This is a genomic window from Streptomyces griseus subsp. griseus, assembly GCF_003610995.1.
Lineage (GTDB): Bacteria > Actinomycetota > Actinomycetes > Streptomycetales > Streptomycetaceae > Streptomyces.
Genome location: NZ_CP032543.1, coordinates 2,182,532 through 2,203,503 on the forward strand (window position 1 = coordinate 2,182,532; position 20,972 = coordinate 2,203,503).

The 20,972-nt window shown below is 67.6% G+C and carries 14 protein-coding genes and 2 pseudogenes; 6 read left to right on the forward strand and 10 right to left on the reverse strand.

Annotated elements, in window-relative coordinates; genetic code table 11:
* The first annotated feature begins 150 nt into the window (after nucleotides 1–150).
* Together D6270_RS10130 and D6270_RS10135 are read left to right on the forward strand one after the other, a co-directional pair.
* Nucleotides 151–689, forward strand: a pseudogene (locus D6270_RS10130) (winged helix-turn-helix domain-containing protein).
* Nucleotides 686–1,215 (forward strand): annotated as a pseudogene (locus tag D6270_RS10135) (transposase). Before D6270_RS10130 ends, D6270_RS10135 begins: the two co-directional pseudogenes overlap by 4 nt.
* Nucleotides 1,216–1,637: 422 nt before the next feature.
* On the opposite strand, the gene D6270_RS32925 reads toward D6270_RS10135, so the two are convergent.
* Nucleotides 1,638–1,934, reverse strand: a complete 297-nt coding sequence (locus D6270_RS32925; RefSeq protein WP_225976818.1) for a hypothetical protein — start codon at nucleotides 1,932–1,934, stop codon at nucleotides 1,638–1,640.
* Nucleotides 1,935–2,113: 179 nt separating this feature from the next.
* On the opposite strand from D6270_RS32925, the gene D6270_RS32930 reads away from it, so the two are divergent.
* On the forward strand, nucleotides 2,114–3,046 hold the full coding sequence (locus D6270_RS32930) for an IS701 family transposase (RefSeq protein WP_225976819.1): 933 nt from the start codon (nucleotides 2,114–2,116) through the stop codon (nucleotides 3,044–3,046).
* Between the two features lie 617 nt (nucleotides 3,047–3,663).
* Here the strand turns inward: D6270_RS32930 and D6270_RS33945 are convergent.
* Both D6270_RS33945 and D6270_RS10155 read right to left on the reverse strand, forming a co-directional pair.
* The gene (locus D6270_RS33945) at nucleotides 3,664–4,164 is read right to left on the reverse strand and encodes a barstar family protein (protein ID WP_109165718.1); all 501 of its coding nucleotides are present in this window, start codon (nucleotides 4,162–4,164) and stop codon (nucleotides 3,664–3,666) included.
* Nucleotides 4,113–7,502, reverse strand: a complete 3,390-nt coding sequence (locus D6270_RS10155) for a ribonuclease domain-containing protein (protein ID WP_158650496.1) — start codon at nucleotides 7,500–7,502, stop codon at nucleotides 4,113–4,115. Before D6270_RS10155 ends, D6270_RS33945 begins: the two co-directional genes overlap by 52 nt.
* A gap of 411 nt (nucleotides 7,503–7,913) precedes the next feature.
* Here D6270_RS10155 and D6270_RS10160 point away from each other — a divergent pair, with 411 nt between their 5' ends.
* The 3 genes from D6270_RS10160 (at nucleotide 7,914) to D6270_RS10170 (ending at nucleotide 11,170) form a co-directional block, all read left to right on the forward strand.
* Nucleotides 7,914–8,432, forward strand: a complete 519-nt coding sequence (locus tag D6270_RS10160) for a hypothetical protein (RefSeq protein WP_109165716.1) — start codon at nucleotides 7,914–7,916, stop codon at nucleotides 8,430–8,432.
* 211 nt (nucleotides 8,433–8,643) lie between these two features.
* Entirely contained in the window at nucleotides 8,644–10,494 is a 1,851-nt protein-coding gene (locus tag D6270_RS10165; RefSeq protein ID WP_109165715.1) for an FG-GAP-like repeat-containing protein, read from the forward strand.
* 79 nt (nucleotides 10,495–10,573) lie between these two features.
* Nucleotides 10,574–11,170: an acyltransferase gene (locus tag D6270_RS10170; protein WP_109165714.1), complete on the forward strand. Its 597-nt coding sequence runs from the start codon at nucleotides 10,574–10,576 to the stop codon at nucleotides 11,168–11,170.
* A gap of 104 nt (nucleotides 11,171–11,274) precedes the next feature.
* On the opposite strand, the gene D6270_RS10175 is transcribed toward D6270_RS10170, so the two are convergent.
* The 7 genes from D6270_RS10175 to D6270_RS10205 form a co-directional block, all read right to left on the reverse strand.
* Nucleotides 11,275–13,389 carry a glycosyltransferase gene (locus tag D6270_RS10175; RefSeq protein WP_109165713.1) on the reverse strand — a complete coding sequence of 705 codons (2,115 nt, stop codon included), beginning with the start codon at nucleotides 13,387–13,389 and terminating at the stop codon, nucleotides 11,275–11,277.
* Nucleotides 13,386–14,663 carry a glycosyltransferase gene (locus tag D6270_RS10180; protein WP_239476887.1) on the reverse strand — a complete coding sequence of 426 codons (1,278 nt, stop codon included), beginning with the start codon at nucleotides 14,661–14,663 and terminating at the stop codon, nucleotides 13,386–13,388. The genes D6270_RS10175 and D6270_RS10180 overlap by 4 nt, the downstream gene beginning before the upstream one ends.
* A 174-nt stretch (nucleotides 14,664–14,837) precedes the next feature.
* Nucleotides 14,838–15,818 carry a UDP-glucose 4-epimerase GalE gene (gene galE / locus D6270_RS10185; protein ID WP_109165711.1) on the reverse strand — a complete coding sequence of 327 codons (981 nt, stop codon included), beginning with the start codon at nucleotides 15,816–15,818 and terminating at the stop codon, nucleotides 14,838–14,840.
* A 4-nt stretch (nucleotides 15,819–15,822) separates the two neighbouring features.
* A complete protein-coding gene (locus D6270_RS10190) occupies nucleotides 15,823–17,109 on the reverse strand; it encodes a nucleotide sugar dehydrogenase (RefSeq protein WP_109165710.1) in 1,287 nt (428 codons plus the stop codon).
* 5 nt (nucleotides 17,110–17,114) lie between these two features.
* Nucleotides 17,115–18,731: a glycosyltransferase family 2 protein gene (locus tag D6270_RS10195; protein ID WP_109165709.1), complete on the reverse strand. Its 1,617-nt coding sequence runs from the start codon at nucleotides 18,729–18,731 to the stop codon at nucleotides 17,115–17,117.
* On the reverse strand, nucleotides 18,728–19,753 hold the full coding sequence (locus D6270_RS10200) for a Gfo/Idh/MocA family protein (RefSeq protein WP_109165708.1): 1,026 nt from the start codon (nucleotides 19,751–19,753) through the stop codon (nucleotides 18,728–18,730). Before D6270_RS10200 ends, D6270_RS10195 begins: the two co-directional genes overlap by 4 nt.
* Complete coding sequence (locus D6270_RS10205) at nucleotides 19,750–20,868, reverse strand: DegT/DnrJ/EryC1/StrS family aminotransferase (RefSeq protein ID WP_109165707.1); 1,119 nt, start codon at nucleotides 20,866–20,868, stop codon at nucleotides 19,750–19,752. Before D6270_RS10205 ends, D6270_RS10200 begins: the two co-directional genes overlap by 4 nt.
* Between the last annotated feature and the right edge of the window lie 104 nt (nucleotides 20,869–20,972).

Below are 20,972 nucleotides of genomic sequence, written 5' to 3' on the forward strand. Positions count from 1 at the left end.
AGTCCACCTCCTGCCGAAGGTAGGGCCCGGCCGACATCGGCTACCGCCTACGCCCGCCCCTTCGAAAGGAGGGGGACACCACCTACTGAGGTTGATCTGGTGGAGTCGTAGAGGCTGACGGCTCGCCTTCCCTGCGGTGTCACCGGAGGCATGCAGTATCCACAAGGGGGCGGGCTGACCCCCGAACGGCACCAGTTCCGCGAGGAGTTACGGCTCAGGGCGGCCGAGCGGTTCGCCCAGGGCACGAGCTCGGTGATCGCCAGGGACCTGCGGGTCAGCGTCCACTCTGTGCAGCGATGGCGGCAGATGTGGGACGAGGGCGGCCCGCGGGCTCTGCGGTCGCAGGGGCCGGCGTCGCTGCCGAGGCTGGGCAAGAAGCAGTTCGCCCAGCTGGAGGGGCTGAGCTGGCCGACGCGCCGGCCGCGCACGGCTGGGAGGACCAGCGATGGACGCTCTCGCGGATCAGGACGGTGATCGGCCGACGCTTCCATCTGACCTACACCATCCAGGGTGTGCGGAAACTGCTGGTGCGCAGCGGCTGGTCCTGCCAGGTCCCGGCCCGACGCGTCATCGAGCGGGACGACGACGCGGTGGCCGGGTGGGTCAAGGAGGTGTGGCCCTGCGCGGAAGACTCGCGGCGGCCCGTGGAGCCTGGCCGGTCTTCGAGGGCGAAGCCGGATTCTCCATGACGCCCCGCAGGCGAAGACGTTGTCCCAGCGCGGGCGGACCCCGGTGGTGCGGGTCCGCGGCCGTTCCCGCAGGCGGATAGCCATCGCCGCGCTGGCCTGCTGCAAACCCGGCCGCCGATCCCGGCTGATCTACCGACCACGCCGGGACGACGGCCGCCGCGACGCGCGTAAGAGCTTCTCCTGGCGCGACTACCGCGACCTGCTGATCGCCGCCCATCAACAGCTCGGCGGCCCGATCGTGCTCTTCTGGGGCAACCTCAACGTCCACAAAGCCGCCGACCTCCGAGAGTTCGCCGAGGCACGGGACTGGCTGACCATCCACTACCTGCCGCCCTACGCACCCGACCTCAACCCCGTCGAAGGGATCTGGTCCCTCCTGTGACGTGGCTGGCTCTCCAACGTCGCCTTCAACACCCCCGAACACCTCATCCAGCGCATCAGACGCGGCCTACGACACGTCCAGTACCGCAGCGACCCCATAGGCGGCTGCCTCGCCGAGACCGGTCTGACCAACCGACCCACCTGAGCAACCACGCGACATCACGAGTTCAACCTCAGTAATTCATCGGTAGCTAACTCGCATTCGACCACCCTCACTTCGCCTGAATTTGCCACTACTTCAATAGCGATATTATCGCGTGTCATGCCGGAGAAGGAAGTGTGGTGTTGAGACTGAACTTGAAGGCATGAATTTCGCGGGTGAGGCCCAGCACGATCGAACACCTACGGGCTGATTTATTCACTCCGCTAGCGATACCCACGACGGAAAACTGAAAGAGTCGCATGAATGTACCACCACGTCAGCTATTCCAGACGGGTCGATATCCCCCCTGCAGTTCGGTGAGGCGCATCTGCCACGCAAAAAAATTATTAATGGCCAGCCCATAAAATCACCGAACAGTATATCTTTCCCCTCAAGAGTGCCACCACTAATTGCACAACTCCCGGCTAGTACTCCAGCTGTAGATCTTGATCGCGGTGCGGCCGCCGCGCGTTGAGCGGCCTCATGCTGGGATGGGCGTCTCGCGGGTCATTTACTCGGGATAACGACGTCGATAGCGTTGACATCTGGCCCGGCGTGTTCACTGCGACGCGTACTTTGAACTGGCCGCGGTCGCCCACTCGGTGCACGAAGCGGGTCTGCTGCTCGACATCGCCGACTGCGATGCGCCCGTCGGGCAGTCGGAGGGGGCCGTCGAAGACAGTGGTGAACTCCGGGTTCGGGCGTTGGGCCTGATGGATCATCAGGCGATGTGAAGAGACGCACCTTGATCAGCCCTCTCTGGAGTCGAACCCGGACGGCCACGTGAGTGTCTCAACTGACTGCGGGGGCGGTGTCCAGAGCGAGGGAGAGGGGCACCCAGTCGGTTGCCCCGAGGTGCAGAACGGGGTGATTGACGTAGATGTCGACGCCGGCGATCTGCATGGTGTTCCTCCTGACCGGTATGGCTGCGGCCACCGTTGATCATCGGTGTGTGAAGACAAACGATCATGTGGTGGCCGCAGGTCACAGCGTAGACCCTGCCCGCTGGCAGGCAGCGTTCGAGGAGCTGATGGGGCGCATAGCCGGACGGTTAGCGCGGGTGGAGGCCCGGCGCCGGGCGGGACGGCTGGTGCTCGGGCTGCTGTCGGACCTGCCACGCAAGAACTGCTGGACGATCGCCGAGTGGGCCGGGGAAGCGACACCACACGGCATGCAGCATTTGCTGTGCCGAGCCTCCTGGGACGCCGACGCGGTTCGGGACGACGTACGCGACTACGTCGTGGAGCAGCTGCACGATGAGCGGCCAGTCCTCGTCGTCGACGAGACCGGCGACCTGAAAAGGGGCACCCACACGGTCGGGGTTCAGCGTCAGTACACCGGCGCCGCAGGCCGGATCGAGAACTCTCAGGTCGCTATCTACCTCGTATACGCGGGAGCGCGCGGACACGCGGCGGTGGACCGTGAGCTCTACATCCCGCGTTCGTGGACATGTGAGCCGGACCGCTGCCGGGCCGCCGGCCTCCCCGAGGACACCGCCTTTGCAACCAAGCCGGAGCTGGCCAGCCGTATGATCGGCCGGTTCCTCGACGCCGGACACCGCGTGGACTGGGTCACGGGCGACGAGGTCTACGGCGGCAACCCGCGTCTGCGGACCGCACTGGAAGAGCGTGGGATCGGCTTCGTGTTGGCCGTCGCTCCTCGGCGGACGTCATCACCGGTGCGGGCAGGTTTCGGGCCGACGCGCTGGCCGCGAAGGTGCCCAACCGGGCCTGGCAGAAGCTGTCGGCCGGGGCCGGCGCCAAAGGGCACCGCTTTTACGACTGGGCAGTCATCGACTTGGCCGACTCCGGACCGAACCACCACCAACTGCTAATCCGCCGCAACCGCACCACCGGCCAACGGGCCTACTACCGTTGCTCCTCACCTAATCCGGCACCCCTTGCCACGCTGGTCCGCGTCGCCGCGTCGCCGGGTCGAGGTGGCGAGTTGAGGAGACGTTCCAGTCGGGAAAGGGCCTTGCGGGACTGGACGAGCACCAGGTCCGCCGCTTCACCTCCTGGTCGCGCCGGGTCACCCTGGGCATGCTCGCGCACGCCTTCCTGGCGGTCACCCGTGCCACAGAACATGCCCGCCATCCCGCTCCGGACGGGTTGATCCCGCTCACCTGCAACGAGATCCAGCGGCTGTTCACGGCGCTCTTTGGACCTGTGCCTGATGCGGTCCACCGGCTGCGCTGGTCCCTCTGGCGGCGCCGCCACCAGGCCCGATCCAGAACCAGCCATTACCACCGGCAAGCCGCCGATCAGACATGAAGATCACGAAGTACTGCTGGGGTACTGGGAAGCCATAGAGTTAAAAATGCTCAGCCTACACATACCATCGCGACATAACATTCCCGCATATCCTGTATGTGCGTCATCCTAACGGTATGGGGTACGGCTCACACTTACGTGAGCCGTACCCCATACCAACGGTGATATTGCCGAAATGCTATGCGTATCTCTGCTGGAGCAAATGTCGAGCGACCAGTTCGGTCTCTGCGGAGACTGCCACATAGATCGACAGTTGTGTGGGTTCTCCGACTGTCGCTTCGGCATCGGCCAGGCCTTCCACTAGATCGCACAGAACCCACAGTGCGATTTGGAAGTCCTGCTCGTGACCTTCAGCAGTGCCCGCGTCGGTCCATACGAGAACCAGGCGGGGAGCTTTCAGCCTGTGGAGACCCTCCCAGAGAGAGTCGGAGAGAGCATCCCAGCTCCGTGAGCTCTCCAGGGGGGGGTCAAGGGGAAGCGACTCGCGTACAGCGGCAATAAATGTCTGCCTGTCCACTCTTCCGCCGGTCGACAGGGTCAAGGTTGGCGTGTTGTGACTTTTGGCCGTCTCAAGGATGCCGGCCACCTCATCGTGCAACACGATCGCGAACTCACTATTCATGGAAATCACCGAACCCGCACGAAGGGAGGATTTCCAGCATCTCCATAGTGTGTCCATGTGTAGTAGGTCTCGCCGGTCAGTTTGTCCTTGACCACCCTCAACGCCCCGGCACCACTTCCGTACGGATTGGCCACGCGGTACTCCTCATAAGGAGAATTCTTCCCTTTGGTACCAGGCAGGTCACCCGCCCAATTCTTGAACTGGGTTCCCCACTTCGTCGCCGTAGGCCCGCCCGGTACCGTTCCGGCATCGATGTGCGCCAAGGTGTCCTTGAGTCCGGCTTCCTCAGCAGCAGGCAGCTTGCCGGAGATCCATGGAACACATGGCCCCCCAGGTGCGCTACGCGTCAGACTGCGGCTCTGCGGCTTGACGCATTTCGCGAGCTTCCCTACCCGTGTGGCCTCGACGATGTCGTCGATCTTCTCCAGGCTCTTCAGAGATTTAATTTTGCCAACTGGCAGGAACGCCATCGCAGCGATCGCACATTTGCCGAGGCTGGGGTCTTTGGCACAGTCCTTGGCATCGTTCAAGCCGAGAACTTCCCATACGATCTCCTTCATCGCCGGATCAATCGTCGGGAAGACCAACTCATGGCCGGCCAGGGCACAGGGAGGAAGACTGTCCCGATTAATCGATATATAACACTTAGGCTTGTTTTCCTGATTCCTTAGACGCTTGCGGAGCTCTGCGGCTTCACGCCGCATCTCGGCTTCTTCCGCTTCTCGTTTGACCGCCACATCCTTCCATGCGGCGCTTGCCAGGGCGTCGGCTTCATCCTTGCTCTTTCCCGCGTCAAGTGCAGACTGCCGTGCTCCCTCAGCTGATTCCTTCGCCTCGCGTGCCGAGTTGCGTGCGTACTGCGCCGAGAATTCGGCTTGATCTGCAGATTCTTCTGCGGCGGCCGCGTCCTGGCTGGCGCGATCGGCGGCAGCACGTGCATTGCTGGCGGAGGCTTTGGCCTTAGTGGCGCTGGCCTCGGCTCGGTCTGCGGCCTTGTTTGCCTCGGACGCGTAGCCTCGGGCTTCCGTGGCACTTTGTGCTGCGGCGTTCCTGGCCTTCTCGGCGTCGGCTGCGGCGCCGACGGCATCGGCGGCGATCTGCGCGGCAAGATGGCTGTTCTTGCGGGCGTTGGCCGCGATGCTCTGCCCTTCGGCGATGAGGCGTTCGACCTGGGCCATGTGGTTGCTGGCGAGCTGGTCCTTGCGGTGGGCCATGTACTGGCCGGTCTGGACGAATGTACGGACCTCGTTCGCGGAACCCGCCAGCGCGATCTTGGCCGCAGACTTCGCCTCGGGACCACCATCGTTGTACGCCTTGCTCGTGGTCACCCGCTCGTCGGCCTGGCGGGCCTCGTACTGGCCGCTGTTGAGGAACCCAAGCAGTGCCTGAGCACTGCCATCCTCAAGAGCCTTCTTTGCGGCTTCCTTGACTCCCGGGCCACCGTCGTTGGAGAGCTTGGAGACCGCGATCCTGTAGTCGGCGTTGGCTGTCCGGTGCTGGCCGGTGGTGTAGAAGTCGAGGATCTGCTGGTCGGTACCCTCGAGCGCTTCGGCCGCCGCAGCGCGCACAGTCTCGTAAGGACTGGATGACGCGAGGTTGGAGACCTGCTGACGTGTCTCATCAGTGGCCGCCTTGGCCCAGCCGGTCTTCAGATACTCGATCACATCTGCGTCAGTACCGGACAGCGCCTGAGCAGCAGCGTCCTGGCGCCACGACCCAAAGTGCTTCAGTGCACGCAACGCCAGCGCGCGCCCCTTTGCGGCGATAACGGCCTTGTCGGCACCGAGCTTGTCCACGTCGACGGCCAGCGCCTTGGTGTCGTTCTCGATCGCCTTGCCCTCGACAACGGACTTCGCGACCTCGACGGTGAAGGCTTCGGTGGTGGCCCTCTGCGTCAGAGCCGTCTCAACGCCCGCGTTCGTGCGAGTGGCCAGGTCCTCGGCCTCGGTCTCCCGTGCGACGTTGAAGGTCTTCTGCGCGGTCGCCACTGCCTTGGTGGCGGAGCCGGCGGCAGTCTTGGCAGCGGCAGCATGCTTCTTGGCCTCCGCCGCTTGATCGGACGCCTCGCCGGCGTGTTCAGCAGCCCTGTCCGCCGCAACAGCGGCGTTCTCCGCATGCGTGGCAGCCGAATTGGCCGCGTCTCGAGCCTCAGCTGCGGCCGTGGCCGACTTACGGGCCAGATTCTCCGCAGCGGCGGCCGCCCGGTTTGCCTCTTTGGCGTGACGGCGGGTCTCCGCCGCAGCCGCCCGTGCCTCGGCTGCGGAGCCTCCAGCGGCGGTCGCGTTGGTAGCGGCTTGATCAGCTGCATCGGCCGCCTTGTCGGCGTTCATGATCGCATTACGCGAGGCAACAACTGCATCTGCGGCAGCCAGGGACGCCTTAGCGGCCTGTTCTGCGGCCTTGGCGGACCTCTTCGCCAGCTCCCCCGCCTTGCGCGCCTCGGCAGCCTGGTCCCGGGCTGCCTGCGCCTTGCCCTTGTCCTGACTGGCGGCGTAAGCGGCATTCGACGCCCGGCCGGCCGCAGCTGCGGCCGCGGCCGCAGCGCTCGCAGTCTGCGCTGCGGCCAGTGCCGCCCGGCGCGCCGCCGCATTGGCCGCGTTGGCCGCGCTGATCGCCTGCTGTGCGGCGGCCGCCGCTGCACGGGCTGCGTCTGCGGCTTGTAGGGCTTTCACGGTCGCGCGAGTGGCATCGTCCTTGGCGGCCTCAGTCTCCCTGGCGGCCTCCTCCGCAGCCGTCCGAGCGAGCTCCGAAGCCGCTTTGGCTTTCTCCTTCGCTTCCTCAGCCTTGTCCTTCGCCTGCTCGGCCTGCTGGCCGGCCTTCTCTGCCTGCTTGGTCAGCTGCGCAATCGTGGCGTGCTCCTGGTCACGGTTGCGCGCGACGAACTGCCCGACCTCCAGGAACTCCACAATGTCATCTGCAGTGCCCCGGAGTGCAAGCTTGGCAGCCGCCTTCACATTCGTGCCACCGGAACTGTGGAGCTTCGAGACCTCGACGCGATCGTCAGTCTCCTGAGCCTCGTACTGACCGACCTCCAGGAACTGCTTGACATCCTCCGGTGTGCCCAGCAGCGCAGCCTTTCCTGCATCCTGGACACCGGGACCACCGAAGTTCACGACCCGGCTGGCCTCCACCCGTTGGTCCTGCTCGAACCAGGCCTTCCAGCCTGCGTCCAAGAACGTCTCTACATCCTGCTGACTACCCTTCAGCGCGGCCATTGCGGCATCCCGCACCGCCGGGCCACCGGCATTCACCACGCGCGAGACATCCACGCGGTCATCAATCCGCTGAATGGCAGGGGCATCCGTAAGGAAGGCCCGGATGTCATCGTCCGTACCCAAAAGGGCTTTCTCGGCAGCCTCCCTGATGCCCGCACCAGCGTCCAGCCAGTAGCTCACGACCAAGCCACGGTCCGTCACCGGCTGAGCTTCGTCGGACGCAATGGCCTGGGGCGACCCGAGAAGCGTAGCCGCGAGTACGGCCGAGACCAGGCTGGCACAGGTGGCCCGGCTGACCGAAGAACTTAGCGCCCCTCCTCTACGGGATGCGCGCTTCCTCTCTCTTCGCCGGAAGAGCAAGAAATTCTTCATTTATATCCTCTAGTCATCCATCATCGCCATCAAAGCATGATGGGGCATGAAGTCCCAACGTCACCAAAAGAGTTGACGCACCGCGCGCGGAACCACTCCCGCAGGGGCGGGCGCCAGGGGGTGCACACTCATGGACATTACATGAGCTTTACATGAGATCATCAGCGTGATTACCTTGTGGTCACATTTGCTTCACATGCCATCTCATGCGAGGAATCCATGTCGACAACCCCCGCCCGAAAGACTCTTCTTGCCGGTTTGACGGCTGCCCTTGTGCTGGGCATCGGCGCCACCGCACTGGCCCTCCCAAGGACGGCACCCGGCGCCGAGCGGGCCGCCGTGTCTGCCGACGAAGTACCCCTCGTGGTCGAGGACTTCATCCACCCTGGCGCCGCAAGACTGCTCCAGGAGCGCGGAATCACCCTTAAGCGCGGGGACGGACACATCTGGCTCACCGATGTGACCAGCCTCGATGAATGCGTCGACGGCTCGAACATCGCGATCGAGGCACGCAAGGGCGTCTACTGCTTCAATGCCAGCTCCAAGTCCGGCTACTTGACCCTCGAGCTACCCGACACCTTCAACATTTGGACTCAGGACCACCCCGTCAGGGCCACCCTGACCGCCGAGGGCAGGAAGACCGTCGTCAATGCCCCGGCCGACGACCTTACGTCAGTCGGCGAAGCCGGTGACACAGGTCAGCGTTCGGCACTCGTCGAGATTCGCATCACTGGTTGATACCAGACCGGTAGGGCATCCACGTGCTCTCCAGCACCCTCAGAGACATCTCCGTGCTGAGCCAACCCCTGAGCGAAAGCAGTTTGCTGATCACTGTGGAACGCACCCGCTCTGCCCCCGGCGCAACGTCTGATTCAGGACACCAACACGCTGACCACGCCCGCCAAACGAGTCCCACTGCCCCCTCAGCTCAACCTGCCAAGGAACACATGTGAACATCCACTCTACCCGCCGTGTGCGGGGCACAGCTCTGCTCGCGGTTGTCGCCGCAGCGGGTGCGTTGACCGCTACTTCCCCGGCGCAGGCCGTGGTCGGTGACCCGGTCGCCAACGGCTCGTACGCGTTCACCGCGAAGCTGGACATCGGTGAGGGCGATGCGAAGCGCGCCTGTACCGGTTCTCTGGTCGATGCCCAGTGGGTTCTGACCGCGAGCAGTTGCTTCGCGGGGGCAGGGCAGGCCGCGTTCCCTCTTCCGGCGGGTGCTCCGGCGTTGAAGACCACTGCGACGATCGGCCGTACGAACCTGACGGGTACGGGTGGCAAGGTCGTCCAGGTCACCGAGCTGGTCTCGCGTACGGATCGTGATCTGGTGATGGCGAAGCTGGCACAGCCGGTCACCGACATCGCTTCGGTGTTGCTCGCGGACTCCGCTCCGGTGGCGGGCGAGAGCCTGCGGGCGGTGGGTTACGGGCGTACGGCGACGTCCTGGGTTCCCGACCGGCTGCACGCGGGCACTTTCGCGGTGAGCGCGACCGGTTCGACGACTGTCGCGGTCGAGCGTGCGGGCGGGGCGATCTGCAAGGGTGACGCGGGCGGTCCCGCACTGCGTGAGCAGGACGGGAGAGTTCTGCTGGCCGCTGTCCACAGCGCCTCCTGGCAGGCCGGCTGCTTCAACTCCGACGAGACCCGCGGCGGAGCCGTGGAGACCCGTACCGACGACATCACCGACTGGGTGACCCAGGTCCGCGGCCTGCCGCAGGGCTCCCAGGTCGCCTCCGGCGACTTCAACGGCGACGGCCGCGAGGACATCGCCGCCTTCTACGACAACGGCACCTCCGTCGAGGGCAAGAACAGGGCCTCGCTGTTCGCCTTCTACAGCAACGGCACCGGCTTCGCCGCACCGAAGAACGTTTGGTCCACCCCGGGTGGCTTCACCTGGAGCAAGAGCCAGCTGACCTCCGGAGACTTCGACGGTGACGGCAAGGACGACATCGCCGTCTTCTACGACAGCGGCTCCTCCGACACCGGCCAGGTCTCCTCGATCTACACCTTCACCAGCACCGGATCCGGCTTCAGCGCTCCGAAGCAGACCTGGACCACGCCCGGTGGCTTCACCTGGAGCAAGAGCAAGGTCACCTCGGGCGACTACAACGGTGACGGCAAGGACGACATCGCCGTCCTCTACGACGGGGGCTCGTCCGAGACCGGCCAGGTGTCCTCGCTCTACACGTTCAACAGCACCGGAACCGGATTCGCCAACCCGCGCAAGACCTGGACCAGCACCGGCGGCTTCACCTGGTCGGCCGGCCAGGTGACCTCGGGCGACTACAACAAGGACGGCAAGGACGACGTCGCCGTCCTCTACAACGGCGGCAGGTCGGCCGACGGCAAGTTCATCTCGTCGCTCTACACGTTCAACAGCAACGGGACCGCCTTCGACAACCCGCGCAAGTCCTGGACCAGCACCGGCTCCTTCAACTGGAACGCCACCAAGCTGACCTCCGGCGACTACAGCGGGGACGGCCGGGACGACGTCGCCGTCCTCTACAACCGGGGCACGACGGAGGCGGGCGTGCACCAGTCCGCGCTCTTCACCTTCACGAGCAACGGCACCGACTTCGGCGCACCCCGCGAGGTGTGGACCAGCACCGGGTCATTCTCCTGGGCGGCCGGCCAGCCCGTGTCCGGTGACTTCGACAAGGACGGCAAGTCCGATGTCGGCGTCCTCTACCGCACCGGCACCTCCCCCGACGGCCGGCGGATCGACTCGCTGTTCTCCTTCATCAGCACCGGCACCGGCATCAAGGCGCCGGTGAAGCACTGGACCGGCAGCGTCGTCTGACCGACCGGTCCCGCACGCGGGGCGGTGGGCCGGACACCCTTATGCTTTCGAGGCGCATCAGCTCTCCGAAAGGCATGCCGTGAACAACAGGGTCCAGCCCACCGCCCAGGTCGACGAGACCGCCGAGATCGGGGCAGGCAGCAGCGTCTGGGAGCTGGCGCAGATCCGTGAGGGGGCGAAGCTCGGCGAGGGCTGCGTCGTCGGCCGCGGTGCGTACGTCGGTACCGGCGTGCGCATCGGCGACAACGTCAAGCTGCAGAACTACGCCCTCGTCTACGAGCCCGCCGAGCTGGGCGACGGAGTCTTCGTCGGCCCGGCGGTGGTCCTCACCAACGACCACAACCCGCGTTCGGTGGCCCCTGACGGCACGCAGAAGCGCGGCGGTGACTGGGAGGCCGTGGGCGTCAAGGTCGCCGAGGGCGCCTCGCTCGGTGCGCGGTCGGTCTGTGTCGCACCGGTGCGGATCGGCCGGTGGGCGATGGTCGCGGCGGGGGCCGTGGTGACCAAGGACGTCCCGGACTTCGCCCTGGTCGTCGGCGTACCGGCCCGGCAGATCGGCTGGGTGGGCCGCAGCGGCGTACGCCTAGTGGCGCGTGAGGGTGAGCCGGGTGTGTGGGAGTGCCCGCAGAGCGGTGAGGTGTACGAGGAGAAGGACGGGGCGCTGTCCGAGCGCTGACGCCGGTTTCTCTCCCATCCGGCTCCGCTCCCGGCCTGGCAGGAAACGATGAGGGCCGGGGCCCGTTGATGAAACGGGTCCCGGCCCTCGGTGCGTCGGGGGCCTCAGCGGCCGAACAGCAGCCGGTCGAAGTCGAGCCGGACGACCGGCCAGTCCCAGGTGGTCAGCGCGTGCTCGGTGGCCATCTTCCCAGCGTTGCGCCAGCTCTCGTCGGAAGCCGTGAGGGACAGCACCCGCTCAACCGCCTCCTCGACGGTCCCCACGACCCACTCGGCCGGATAAAGCGTTCCCGCCCCGTGCTCGCCGCCGGCGAAGAACGGCCAGTCGCGAACGACGGGTGCGGCGCCACTGGCCGCCCCCTCCATGAGGCCCACATGGCAGCCCTCGCGTACCGACGTACTGAGGATGACGCCAACATCCTCCAGCGCCCCGGGGACGTCATCGGTGGAACCGACCTGTACGACAGCCCCCTCTTCGGTGAGCCGCTTGAGCGCCTTCTCCAGCTTCCGTGCGTACGCTTTGGCCGCATTGCTCGGCCGGCCCATCTCCCCGCCGATCACGAACAGACGGTAGCGCTCGTCCCGCTCACGCAACAGCTGCAGGACCTGTAGAGCCCAGAGCGGGTCCTTCGCCACCTGACCGATGCCGACCAGACCGAGATTGAAGCGGGTGGACGGATCCTTCGTACGCCGGAAGTTGGCCAGATCCATACCGTTGTCGATCACATGGGTACGGGGCGTCCGCTCGCCGCTGAGCCCGGGAATGGCCGCCAACGACAGGTCCCGGATGTGATCGGCGACGAACACCAGGTCGTCGACGCGCGAGAAGTCCATCACGTGGGGCCACCGGGTGAAGGCCTCGTAGCTGTGCAGCCGGACGATGATCCGGGTGTCGCCCGGGTCGATCACGGTGAACAGAGCAGCGGGAGCCACACACCAGTCCACGAACACGGTGTCGGCCCAGTCCAGATAAGGCCGCAGCTGTTGCTCCACGCCATGCGCGAAGAGCGGATCGCCTCCCAGGCGGTACTCGACGTGGCGCTGCGTCGCGCCGTTGAGCCGCTTCATGCCCGGGTGCTCCGCCATGTCGAGGAAACGCAACTCGACATCCGGATTGGCTTCGTAGTGTGACCGGATGAGGTGCAGGAAGTTCGCGTTGGAGGTCGTGGCGACGAGCAGCCGCAGCGGCCTGTCCTTCGGCGGGGCGGCCGCCGGGGTCAGCCGGCCCTTCGGCCGGACCACGGCGGAAGCCGCCGTGGATTTCCGGAAAGGGGCGGTGAATCCGGCCGGGTCCGCGGCCAGCGGACTGCTGAGCTGGTCGATGTGGACGACCCGGTGAAAAGCCAGCTTCGTGGCGTGCAACAGGGCGTCGGCAGCCGCGGGCCGGTCACCAGACACGAGCTTCGCGTCAGCCAGGTCGAGATAGGCCGTGACCGCCTCGGTGAGGTTGTCGGGAGTGCGACCGTTCTTGATGACCCTGCTCGCCACCTCGTCCAGCAGCCGGGCCTTTATCGCCGGGTCCGCGAGTTTCTCGGCGGCCGCACGGGCCGTGACGAGTGCCCCCGACTGGCGCCCGGCCAGCCACATGCCCTGGATAACCTGTTCCGTGGCCGTCACACGCAGCGTGTCCGGGATGCCCGGAGCCGAGACGGCCGCGCGCCAGGCGCGGGCGCCGACGCGGCTGCGCAGGGTCAACGGTCCGGTGGCGTTGCGCAACAGATCCGCCGGCAAGGTGCGGATACGGCGCCGCAGTCCGTCGGTGGCCACGGTGATGGGGCCGGGGACGTGCTCGGGCAGGTGTCCCTCGCCCGACTCACGTCGTTTCTCCAGAGCACGGAGACCTGCGGCGATACCGAAGCACACGTCGGGGTGGCGCCGGAACTGGGAGATGCGCCACGCGCTGTACACGGCGCGGTTGTCGAGCGCCACGACCAGGTCGGCCGAGCGCACGGCCGCACGAGCGGCCCGGTCATGCTCCAGGTGGAACCACAGCCGCTCGGGGAATCGCATCGCGTCTGTCTTGCGCTGGATGTGCTTGTCGGTCGAAGCACGGGCGGGCACCTTGTGCACGCCGGCCCACCCGAGGTCGGCGTCGATTTCCGCCACCTTGAAGTTGCCGACGAGGTGGACGCAGGCGCCGAGCTTCTGGAACTTGTCCACCGCCGCGGCGAGGACGGTCGGCCTGGGCGTGGAGCCCGTGATCATCAGTACGTCGGTCATGACCCCGATCCTCCGGAAAGTACGGGCTTCTGGGCGAGCGCCAGTGCGGTCAGCCCCTGTACGGCGGTTGCCATCAGGGAATCACGGGCGTAGCCCGTTCCGTGGTCACGGGCGGCGGCGCGTTCCTCGGGCGAAGCCTCGACGACCATGCGGGCGGCTTCGCAGAACGCGTCAGCAAGTAGGTCCTCGTCAAGTCCGCGGGGGCCGGTCCACAGCGGACGGCCCTCCAGCAGGCGTGAGGCGTCGTGGTCGGCCGCGTGCATGGAGACGACCGGCAGGCCGGTGGCCATGTACTCGTAGACCTTGCCGGAGGTCATGAACGGACCACCGATGATGACGAGCACGAGTGCGTCCCAGGCGGCGTACACGTCGGCGACCTCCGCCTTGGGCACGGCACCGCCCACGACGACACCGTCATCGGCCGCGGCACGCAGGACCTCGACGTGCCGGTTGGCCTCGCGGTTGGAGCCCGAGCCGATGTGTCCGCGCACCTCGAAGCGGGCGTCGGCCAGGAGCGGCTCCCGGCCGCGCGCGGTGCGCCAGGCCGCCAGGACGGACTCCAGAAGCTGGACGGAGAAGCTGACTGTGCCCAGGTGCCCGAAGACCAGGCTCCTCCCGGCGGGCGAACGGAGCTCGGCCGGGGGCACGCTCTCCCGGTCGTAGCCGTTGCGCACGACGTGGATCCGCTCGGCGTACTCGGGGTAGCGGGCGCGGTAGAAGTCGGCGATCTGATCGTTGACCACCCAGAGCGACAGGGCGTTCTCCAGCAGACTGGATTCCCAGCGTCCGGCCTCGGAGTCCTTAGGGAACGCTTCGACACCGTCGATGACGTCCAGGGACCAGCCGTCGCGGAAGTCCACCGCGTACGGGACCCGGTGTTCCTCCCAGAGCCTGCGGACGGCGGCGAGCTGGACGTACGGAACACAGCTGGCCAGGACAAGGTCGGCCGGCCGCTCGCGGTAGAGGTCGAGCGCTGCGGTCTCCAGGGAACTCCGCCAACCGCCGAACACCGGCTCGGGGAAGCTCTTGAGCGCCTCGGCCCGGAAGTTGCTCAGCCACTTGTGGGGGTCCAGCGCCCGCTCCTCGGAGTACAGGCGGATGTCCGTCTCCAGGTCGGCCCGGGACAGCGGCAGCTCCACGATCCTGATCCGCTTGTCGACGGACTCCGAGAGCGTATGGTCCACGCCGGAGTCACGGAGCCAGGACTCCTCCGCGATCGTGACGACGGTGACGTCCCAGCCTGCGGCGGCGAACTGGTTCGCTGTCTCCCGCATCCGAAAAGCGGAACTCTTCGCGGCGGGCGGAAACCCGATCGCGAAATACAGCAAATGCGGACGCGGTCCGCTGCGCTCGTCCATGCCTGGCACTTCAGTCATTCCTGTTCTGCTGAGAATTGGGGGCCGTTGGCCGTACCGGCCGGGTCGGAGGCCGGTACGAGTCGCGGTACTTCATGTCGAGAACTGCCGGCCGTGCCGCAGGCGCCAGCCCTCCCAGGCCGACTCGATCATGGTGCGGATGTCGTGCCGGGCCGACCAGCCCAGCTCCTTGCCGATGGCGTCGACGGCGGCGACCACCCGGGCCGGGTCGCCCGGCCGGCGTGGACCGGTGACCGGTGGAAGGCCGGTGTGTCCGGTGACGTCGAGGATGATGTCGACCATCTCGGCCACGGAAGCACCCTCGCCGCGCCCGATGTTCAGGACCAGTGCGGCGGAGGGATCCTCGGTGAGGCGGTGTGCGGCGGCCACGTGTGCGGAGGCGATGTCCTCCACGTGGACGTAGTCGCGGACGCAGGTGCCGTCCGGCGTCGGGTAGTCGTCGCCGAAGACCCGCGGCGCCTCACCGGCCGTGAGCCGTTCGAAGACCATGGGCACCAGGTTGAACACCCCGTCGTCGCCCAGTTCCGCCGAAGCGGCCCCGGCCACGTTGAAGTAGCGCAGTGACGCTGTCGCCATGCCGTACGCCCTGCCGGCGGCGGTCACCATCCACTCCCCCGCCAGCTTGGTCTCCCCGTAGGGGGAGAGCGGCAGGCAGGGGGTGTCCTCGGTCACCAGGTCGACATCGGGCATGCCGTAGACGGCCGCCGACGAGGAGAACAGGAACCGGCCGACACCGGCGGCCGCCGCGGCCTCCAGCAGGGTGCGCAGTCCGTCGACGTTCTCACGGTAGTAGTGCAGCGGCCGCTCCACGGACTCCGCGACCTGCTTCTTGCCCGCGATGTGCACGATGCCGGTCACGGAGTGGTCGGCCAGCACCCGGTCGAGGAGCGGCCGGTCCAGGACCGAGCCCACGACCAGGGGCACGCCCTCGGGCAGCCGCTCGGCCCGGCCGGTGCTCAGGTCGTCCAGGACGACGACGGACTGACCGTCCGCCATCTCCCTGACGACATGGGACCCGATGTAGCCGGCACCGCCGGTGATCAGCCAGGTCATGTGCTCAGCCGCCGATGACGACGCGGCGCACGCCCGTCCACTTCGCCGGGTCCGTGGTGCGGCGGCCGTCGACCAGGACGCGGACGTCCGGCAGGTCGGCGGCGGAGAGCTCGCGGTACTCGGCGTGGTCGGCCTGGAGGATCGCCGCGGTGACGGCCTGGTGGCTGTCGTGCGGGACGAGGCCCAGCGCCGTCAGCTCCTCGGGGGTGTACATCGGGTCCGAGACGAACGGCACCGCGCCGCGTGCCTTGAGCGCCTCGACGACGCCGAAGACACCGGAGAACGCCGTCTCCTTGACACCGCCGCGGTAGGCGGCGCCCAGCACCAGGACCCCGACGCCCTCCAGGTCGCCGTAGGCGGCGGCCAGCAGGTCGACGGCGTACGCGGGCATCGCGGCGTTGGCCTCACGGGCCGAGCGGACGACGGTCGCCTCGGGGTCGTTCCACAGGTACATCCGCGGGTAGATCGGGATGCAGTGGCCGCCGACGGCGATGCCGGGCTGGTGGATGTGGCTGTAGGGCTGGCTGTTGCAGGCCTCGATGACCTTCTTGATGTCGATGTCGTTCTGGTCGGCGAACCGGGCGAACTGGTTGGCCAGGCCGATGTTGACATCGCGGTAGGTGGTCTCGGCGAGCTTCGCCAGCTCGGAGGCCTCCGCCGTGCCGAGGTCCCAGACGCCGTTGGGGCGGGGCAGGTCCTCGCGCTCGTCGAAGTCGAGCACGGCCTCGTAGAACGCGACGCCCGCGGCGGCGGACGCCTCGTCGATGCCGCCGACGAGCTTGGGGTAGCGGCGCAGGTCGGCGAAGACCCGGCCGGTCAGGACGCGCTCCGGGGAGAAGACCAGGTGGAAGTCCTCGCCCGGGGTGAGGCCGGAGCCCTCGGCCAGCATCGGCGCCCAGCGGGTACGGGTCGTGCCGACCGGCAGCGTGGTCTCGTAGCTGACCAGGGTGCCGGGCTTCAGGCCCGCCGCGATGGCCTTGGTGGCGGCGTCCATCCAGCCGAAGTCCGGGGTGCCCTCGGCGTCCACGAAGAGCGGGACGACGACCACGACGGCGTCGGACGCTGCGACCGCGGCCGTGGTGTCCGTCGTCGCGGAGAGCAGGCCGGCGCCGACCGTCTCCTTGAGCTTGACGTCGAGGTCGTGCTCGCCGGGGAACGGCTCGGTGGCCGCGTTGACCAGCTCCACCACCTTCTCGTTGACGTCCGCGCCGATGACCTTGTGGCCCTTGGCGGCGAACTGCACGGCGAGCGGAAGCCCGATCTTGCCGAGCGCGACTACACAGATGTTCATCGGGGTTACTTCCTCTTCGAGCTGGACAGCGCTCGGCGCAGCCGTGCGCCCACGCCAAGCTTCGGTTCCCACAGGGGGGCAGTGGTGATCACGAGCCGCCCCTTGGTGTTGGGGCTCGCCGCGACCCGGTGGGGAGTGGTGCTCCCCCACCGGCGGGCCAGCGGCATCGGCAGGCCCTCGGTGCGGACGGGGATCTCGTACGTGGCGCCCGCGACGTCGACGTAGACGCGTACGCCGCGCTTGGCCCGGACGGACTCGACGGGGATGCGGGCGCCCAGCAGGGTGCCCGTGCCGTCCTCGGCGGGCTTCCTGGTGAACTCGCCGACCGCCTTGGGGCGCAGGGCGTCCTCCGGCAGCTTGCGGGCACCGGGCTTGTCGGCGGTCTTCGGCATCGCGCCTTGGGCGAGGGCGACGAAGGCGGACGAGGTGTCACCGGAGACGCCGAGGCGCAGCTTCAGGGCGAGGGTGAGCTTCTCGCCGCTCTGCTCCCACTCCGCCGACTCCAGCTTCGTACCGTTCGCGAGCCTGCCCGCGACCGATTCCCGCGCCTCGTACCAGTGGTCGTCGAGGCCGACCGCGGGGTCCCGGAAACCCGGGTAGAGCGCGAAGGCATGCTTGCCCTCCAGGAGGAAGGGCGGCGCCCCGTGGGCCGTCTCGTCGGCGATGGCGCGGGTGAGCTCGTCGACGGCGCCGCGCCGGGCGAGGCCGAAGCGGACCCGGCGCTTGACCCCGGTACCCGCGCGCAGCTCGTCCGTGTAGTACGCCTCCAGCAGCGCGCCGACGCCCTCGCAGACCTGGCGCCGGGTGTCGGGGTCGAGTGCGGGGAAGTCCTTCTGGAGGAGCTTGGAGAGCTCCCAGTCGAAGTGCCGCTTGAGGACCGCGTCACGCCGGGGACCGGGCGGGATGAGTCCGGCGGTGTGCTCCATGATGCGTGCGGTGCACCGGAGCCGGGCCAGGTGGTTCGCCCGGTAGGTGATGTTGCTGGCGTCGCCGCGCTTGACCGCGTAGTAGTACGTGTAGTCGGAGAGCACGGAGATCCTGCGGGCCCGGACGCACGCCTCGATGGTGAACGGCTGGTCGCTGCCGACGGGCAGGTCCTCGGGGAACCGCAGTCCGTGCTTCTCCACCAGCTCACGGCGGAAGAGCTTGGTGTTGGCGAGCGTGTAGGGCAGCTCGGAGTCGTAGAGGCTGATCTCCGGCCGGTCGCCCGTGTACAGCTTCTGGTGGACATAGCGCCCGTTGGTGCCGACCATCTTGCCGACAACCACGTCGGACTCGTTGGCGTCGGCGCAGGCGACCATGCGCTCCAGCGCCTCCTCACCGAGGTGGTCGTCCGAGCCGATGAAGTAGACGAAGCGTCCGGTGGCCAGGTCCAGCGCCCGGTTGCTCGGGGCCGCGGGACCGCCGGAGTTGGCCTGGTGGACGACGGTGAAGGTGTCCGGGTACAGCTGGGCGAAGCGGTCGAGTTCCTTGCCGCTGTCGTCGGTCGAGCCGTCGTCGACGGCGACGACCTGGAGCCGGTCGAGGCCGATGCTCTGACCCACCAGCGAATTAAGGCATTCGGTCAGATACGGCATCGTGTTGTAAACAGCGACGACTACCGTGACATCGGGTGTAGTCAATTCTTCGACCCCTGGATCTGTTCCGGAACAGCCGGGAACCGGACGGTGACACCGGTCGTGGCGGATTCCAGGACGGACGCGGCCACCTCGACCGTCCGAAGCCCCTGCCGCAAGGTGCAGATGTCGGCGGGCTTGCCCTGCACAGCGTCGCGGAAGAGCTCGTGCTCGACAAGCAACGGCTCGCGCTTGGGGATGGCGTAACGGATCATGTCGCCCTCGGAGACCCCGCGGAAGGCGCGCAGCGCCTCCCATTCGGTGGTGACCGCGGCGTTGGAGTGGAAGGTGAGGTCGGCGGTGAGGGTGTCGGCGATGAAGCAGCCGCGCTCGCCGGTGACCGAGGTGAACCGCTCCTTGAGCGGGCTCAGCCAGTTGACCAGGTGGTTGACCATCGTGCCGTCGGAGAGCTGGCCGACGGCGGAGACCATGTCCTCGTGCGGACGGCCCGACTTGGAGACGGTGTGGGCGGCGATCGAGGTGTACGTCTGGCCGGTGACCCAGCCCGTCAGGTCGATGTCGTGGGTGGCGAGGTCCTTGACCACGCCGACGTCGGCGATGCGGTGCGGGAAGGGGCCCTGGCGGCGGGTGACGACCTGGTAGACGTCGCCCAGCTCGCCGGCCTCCAGGCGGGCGCGGAGCGAGAGCAGGGCCGGGTTGCAGCGCTCGATGTGGCCGACGCCCGCGACCAGGTCGCGGGACTCGAACGCCTCGACGAGGCGGCGGGCGCCCTCGACGGTGTCCGCCAGCGGCTTCTCGATCAGGGCGCAGACACCGGCGTCGGCGAGCTGGAGGCCGACCTCCTCGTGCAGGCCGGTGGGGCAGGCCACGACGGCGTAGTCGATGCCCAGGCCGATGAGCTCCTCGACGGTGGACAGCACGGGGGCGCCCTGCGCCCAGCCGTTCTTGTCGCCCATCGGGTCGACGACGCCGACCAGTTCCACGCCCTCCAGGCCGGCGAGGACGCGGGCGTGGTGGCGGCCCATGGAGCCGAGGCCGATGAGCCCGGCCTTCAGTACGGCGGTCACAGGTTCTCCCCCAGGGAGTTCACGGCGGTCACGATGCGCTCCAGGTCGTTCTGGGTGAGCGAGGGGTGGACGGGCAGAGAGACGACCTCGGCGGCCGCCTTCTCGGTCTGGGGCAGGTCCCAGGTGCGGCCCGCCTTCTGGTCCGGCTCCCAGTACGGCTTGAGGCGGTGGATCGGGGTCGGGTAGTAGACCGCGTTGCCGATGCCCGCCTCGGTGAGCTTGGCCATCGCGGCGTCCCGGTCACCCCGGATCCGCACGGTGTACTGGTGGTAGATGTGCCGGGCGCCCTCGGCGACCGGCGGCAGGGTGACGCTCGGGGCGGTGATGTGGGCGTCGAGGTAGGCGGCGTTGGCGCGGCGCTGCTCGGTCCAGCCCTCGACCTTGGCGAGCTGGACACGGCCGACGGCCGCGTTCACGTCGGTCATCCGCATGTTGGCGCCGACGATCTCGTTGGCGTACCGCTGCTCCATGCCCTGGTTGCGCAGGAGGCGCAGGGTGCGGGCGAGTTCGGCGTCGGCCGTGGAGACCATGCCGCCTTCGAGGGAGTGCATGTTCTTGGTCGGGTAGAAGCTGAACGTTCCGCCCGCGCCGAACGCGCCGACCGGGGTGCCGTTCAGTGCCGCCGTGTGGGCCTGGCAGGCGTCCTCGACCACGGCGAGCCGGTGCTTCTCGGCGATCGGCATGATCTTGTCCATCGCGGCCGGGTGGCCGTAGAGGTGGACCGGCATGATCGCGGCGGTGCGCGGGGTGATCGCGGCTTCGACGGCCGCCGGGTCGAGGCCGAAGCTGCCCGGCTCGATGTCGGCGAAGACCGCGTCGGCGCCGACCAGGCGGACCGCGTTGGCGGAGGCCGCGAAGGAGAACGAGGGGACGATGACCTCGTCGCCGGGGCCGATCCCCAGCGCCAGGAGCAGCAGGTGCAGGGCCGAGGTGCCCGAGTTGACGGCGACGCAGTGCCTGCCGTCGACCAGCCGGGAGAAGCCCTCCTCGAAGGCCGCGACCTCGGGCCCCTGCACGACCCGGCCGCTGCGCAGTACGCGTACGGCCGCCTCGATCTCGTCTTCCCCGATGACCGGACGGGCAGCAGGGATCGGCTGCTCGTTGATGCTCGTCATGGACGTCCTCCTTGAACACCGCAAGAGCTCGTTACAGGGCAGAGCTCTTGGGGTGCGGGACGTCTTACGAGGCCGCGCGAAACCCCACCGGCGCGATGCCGACG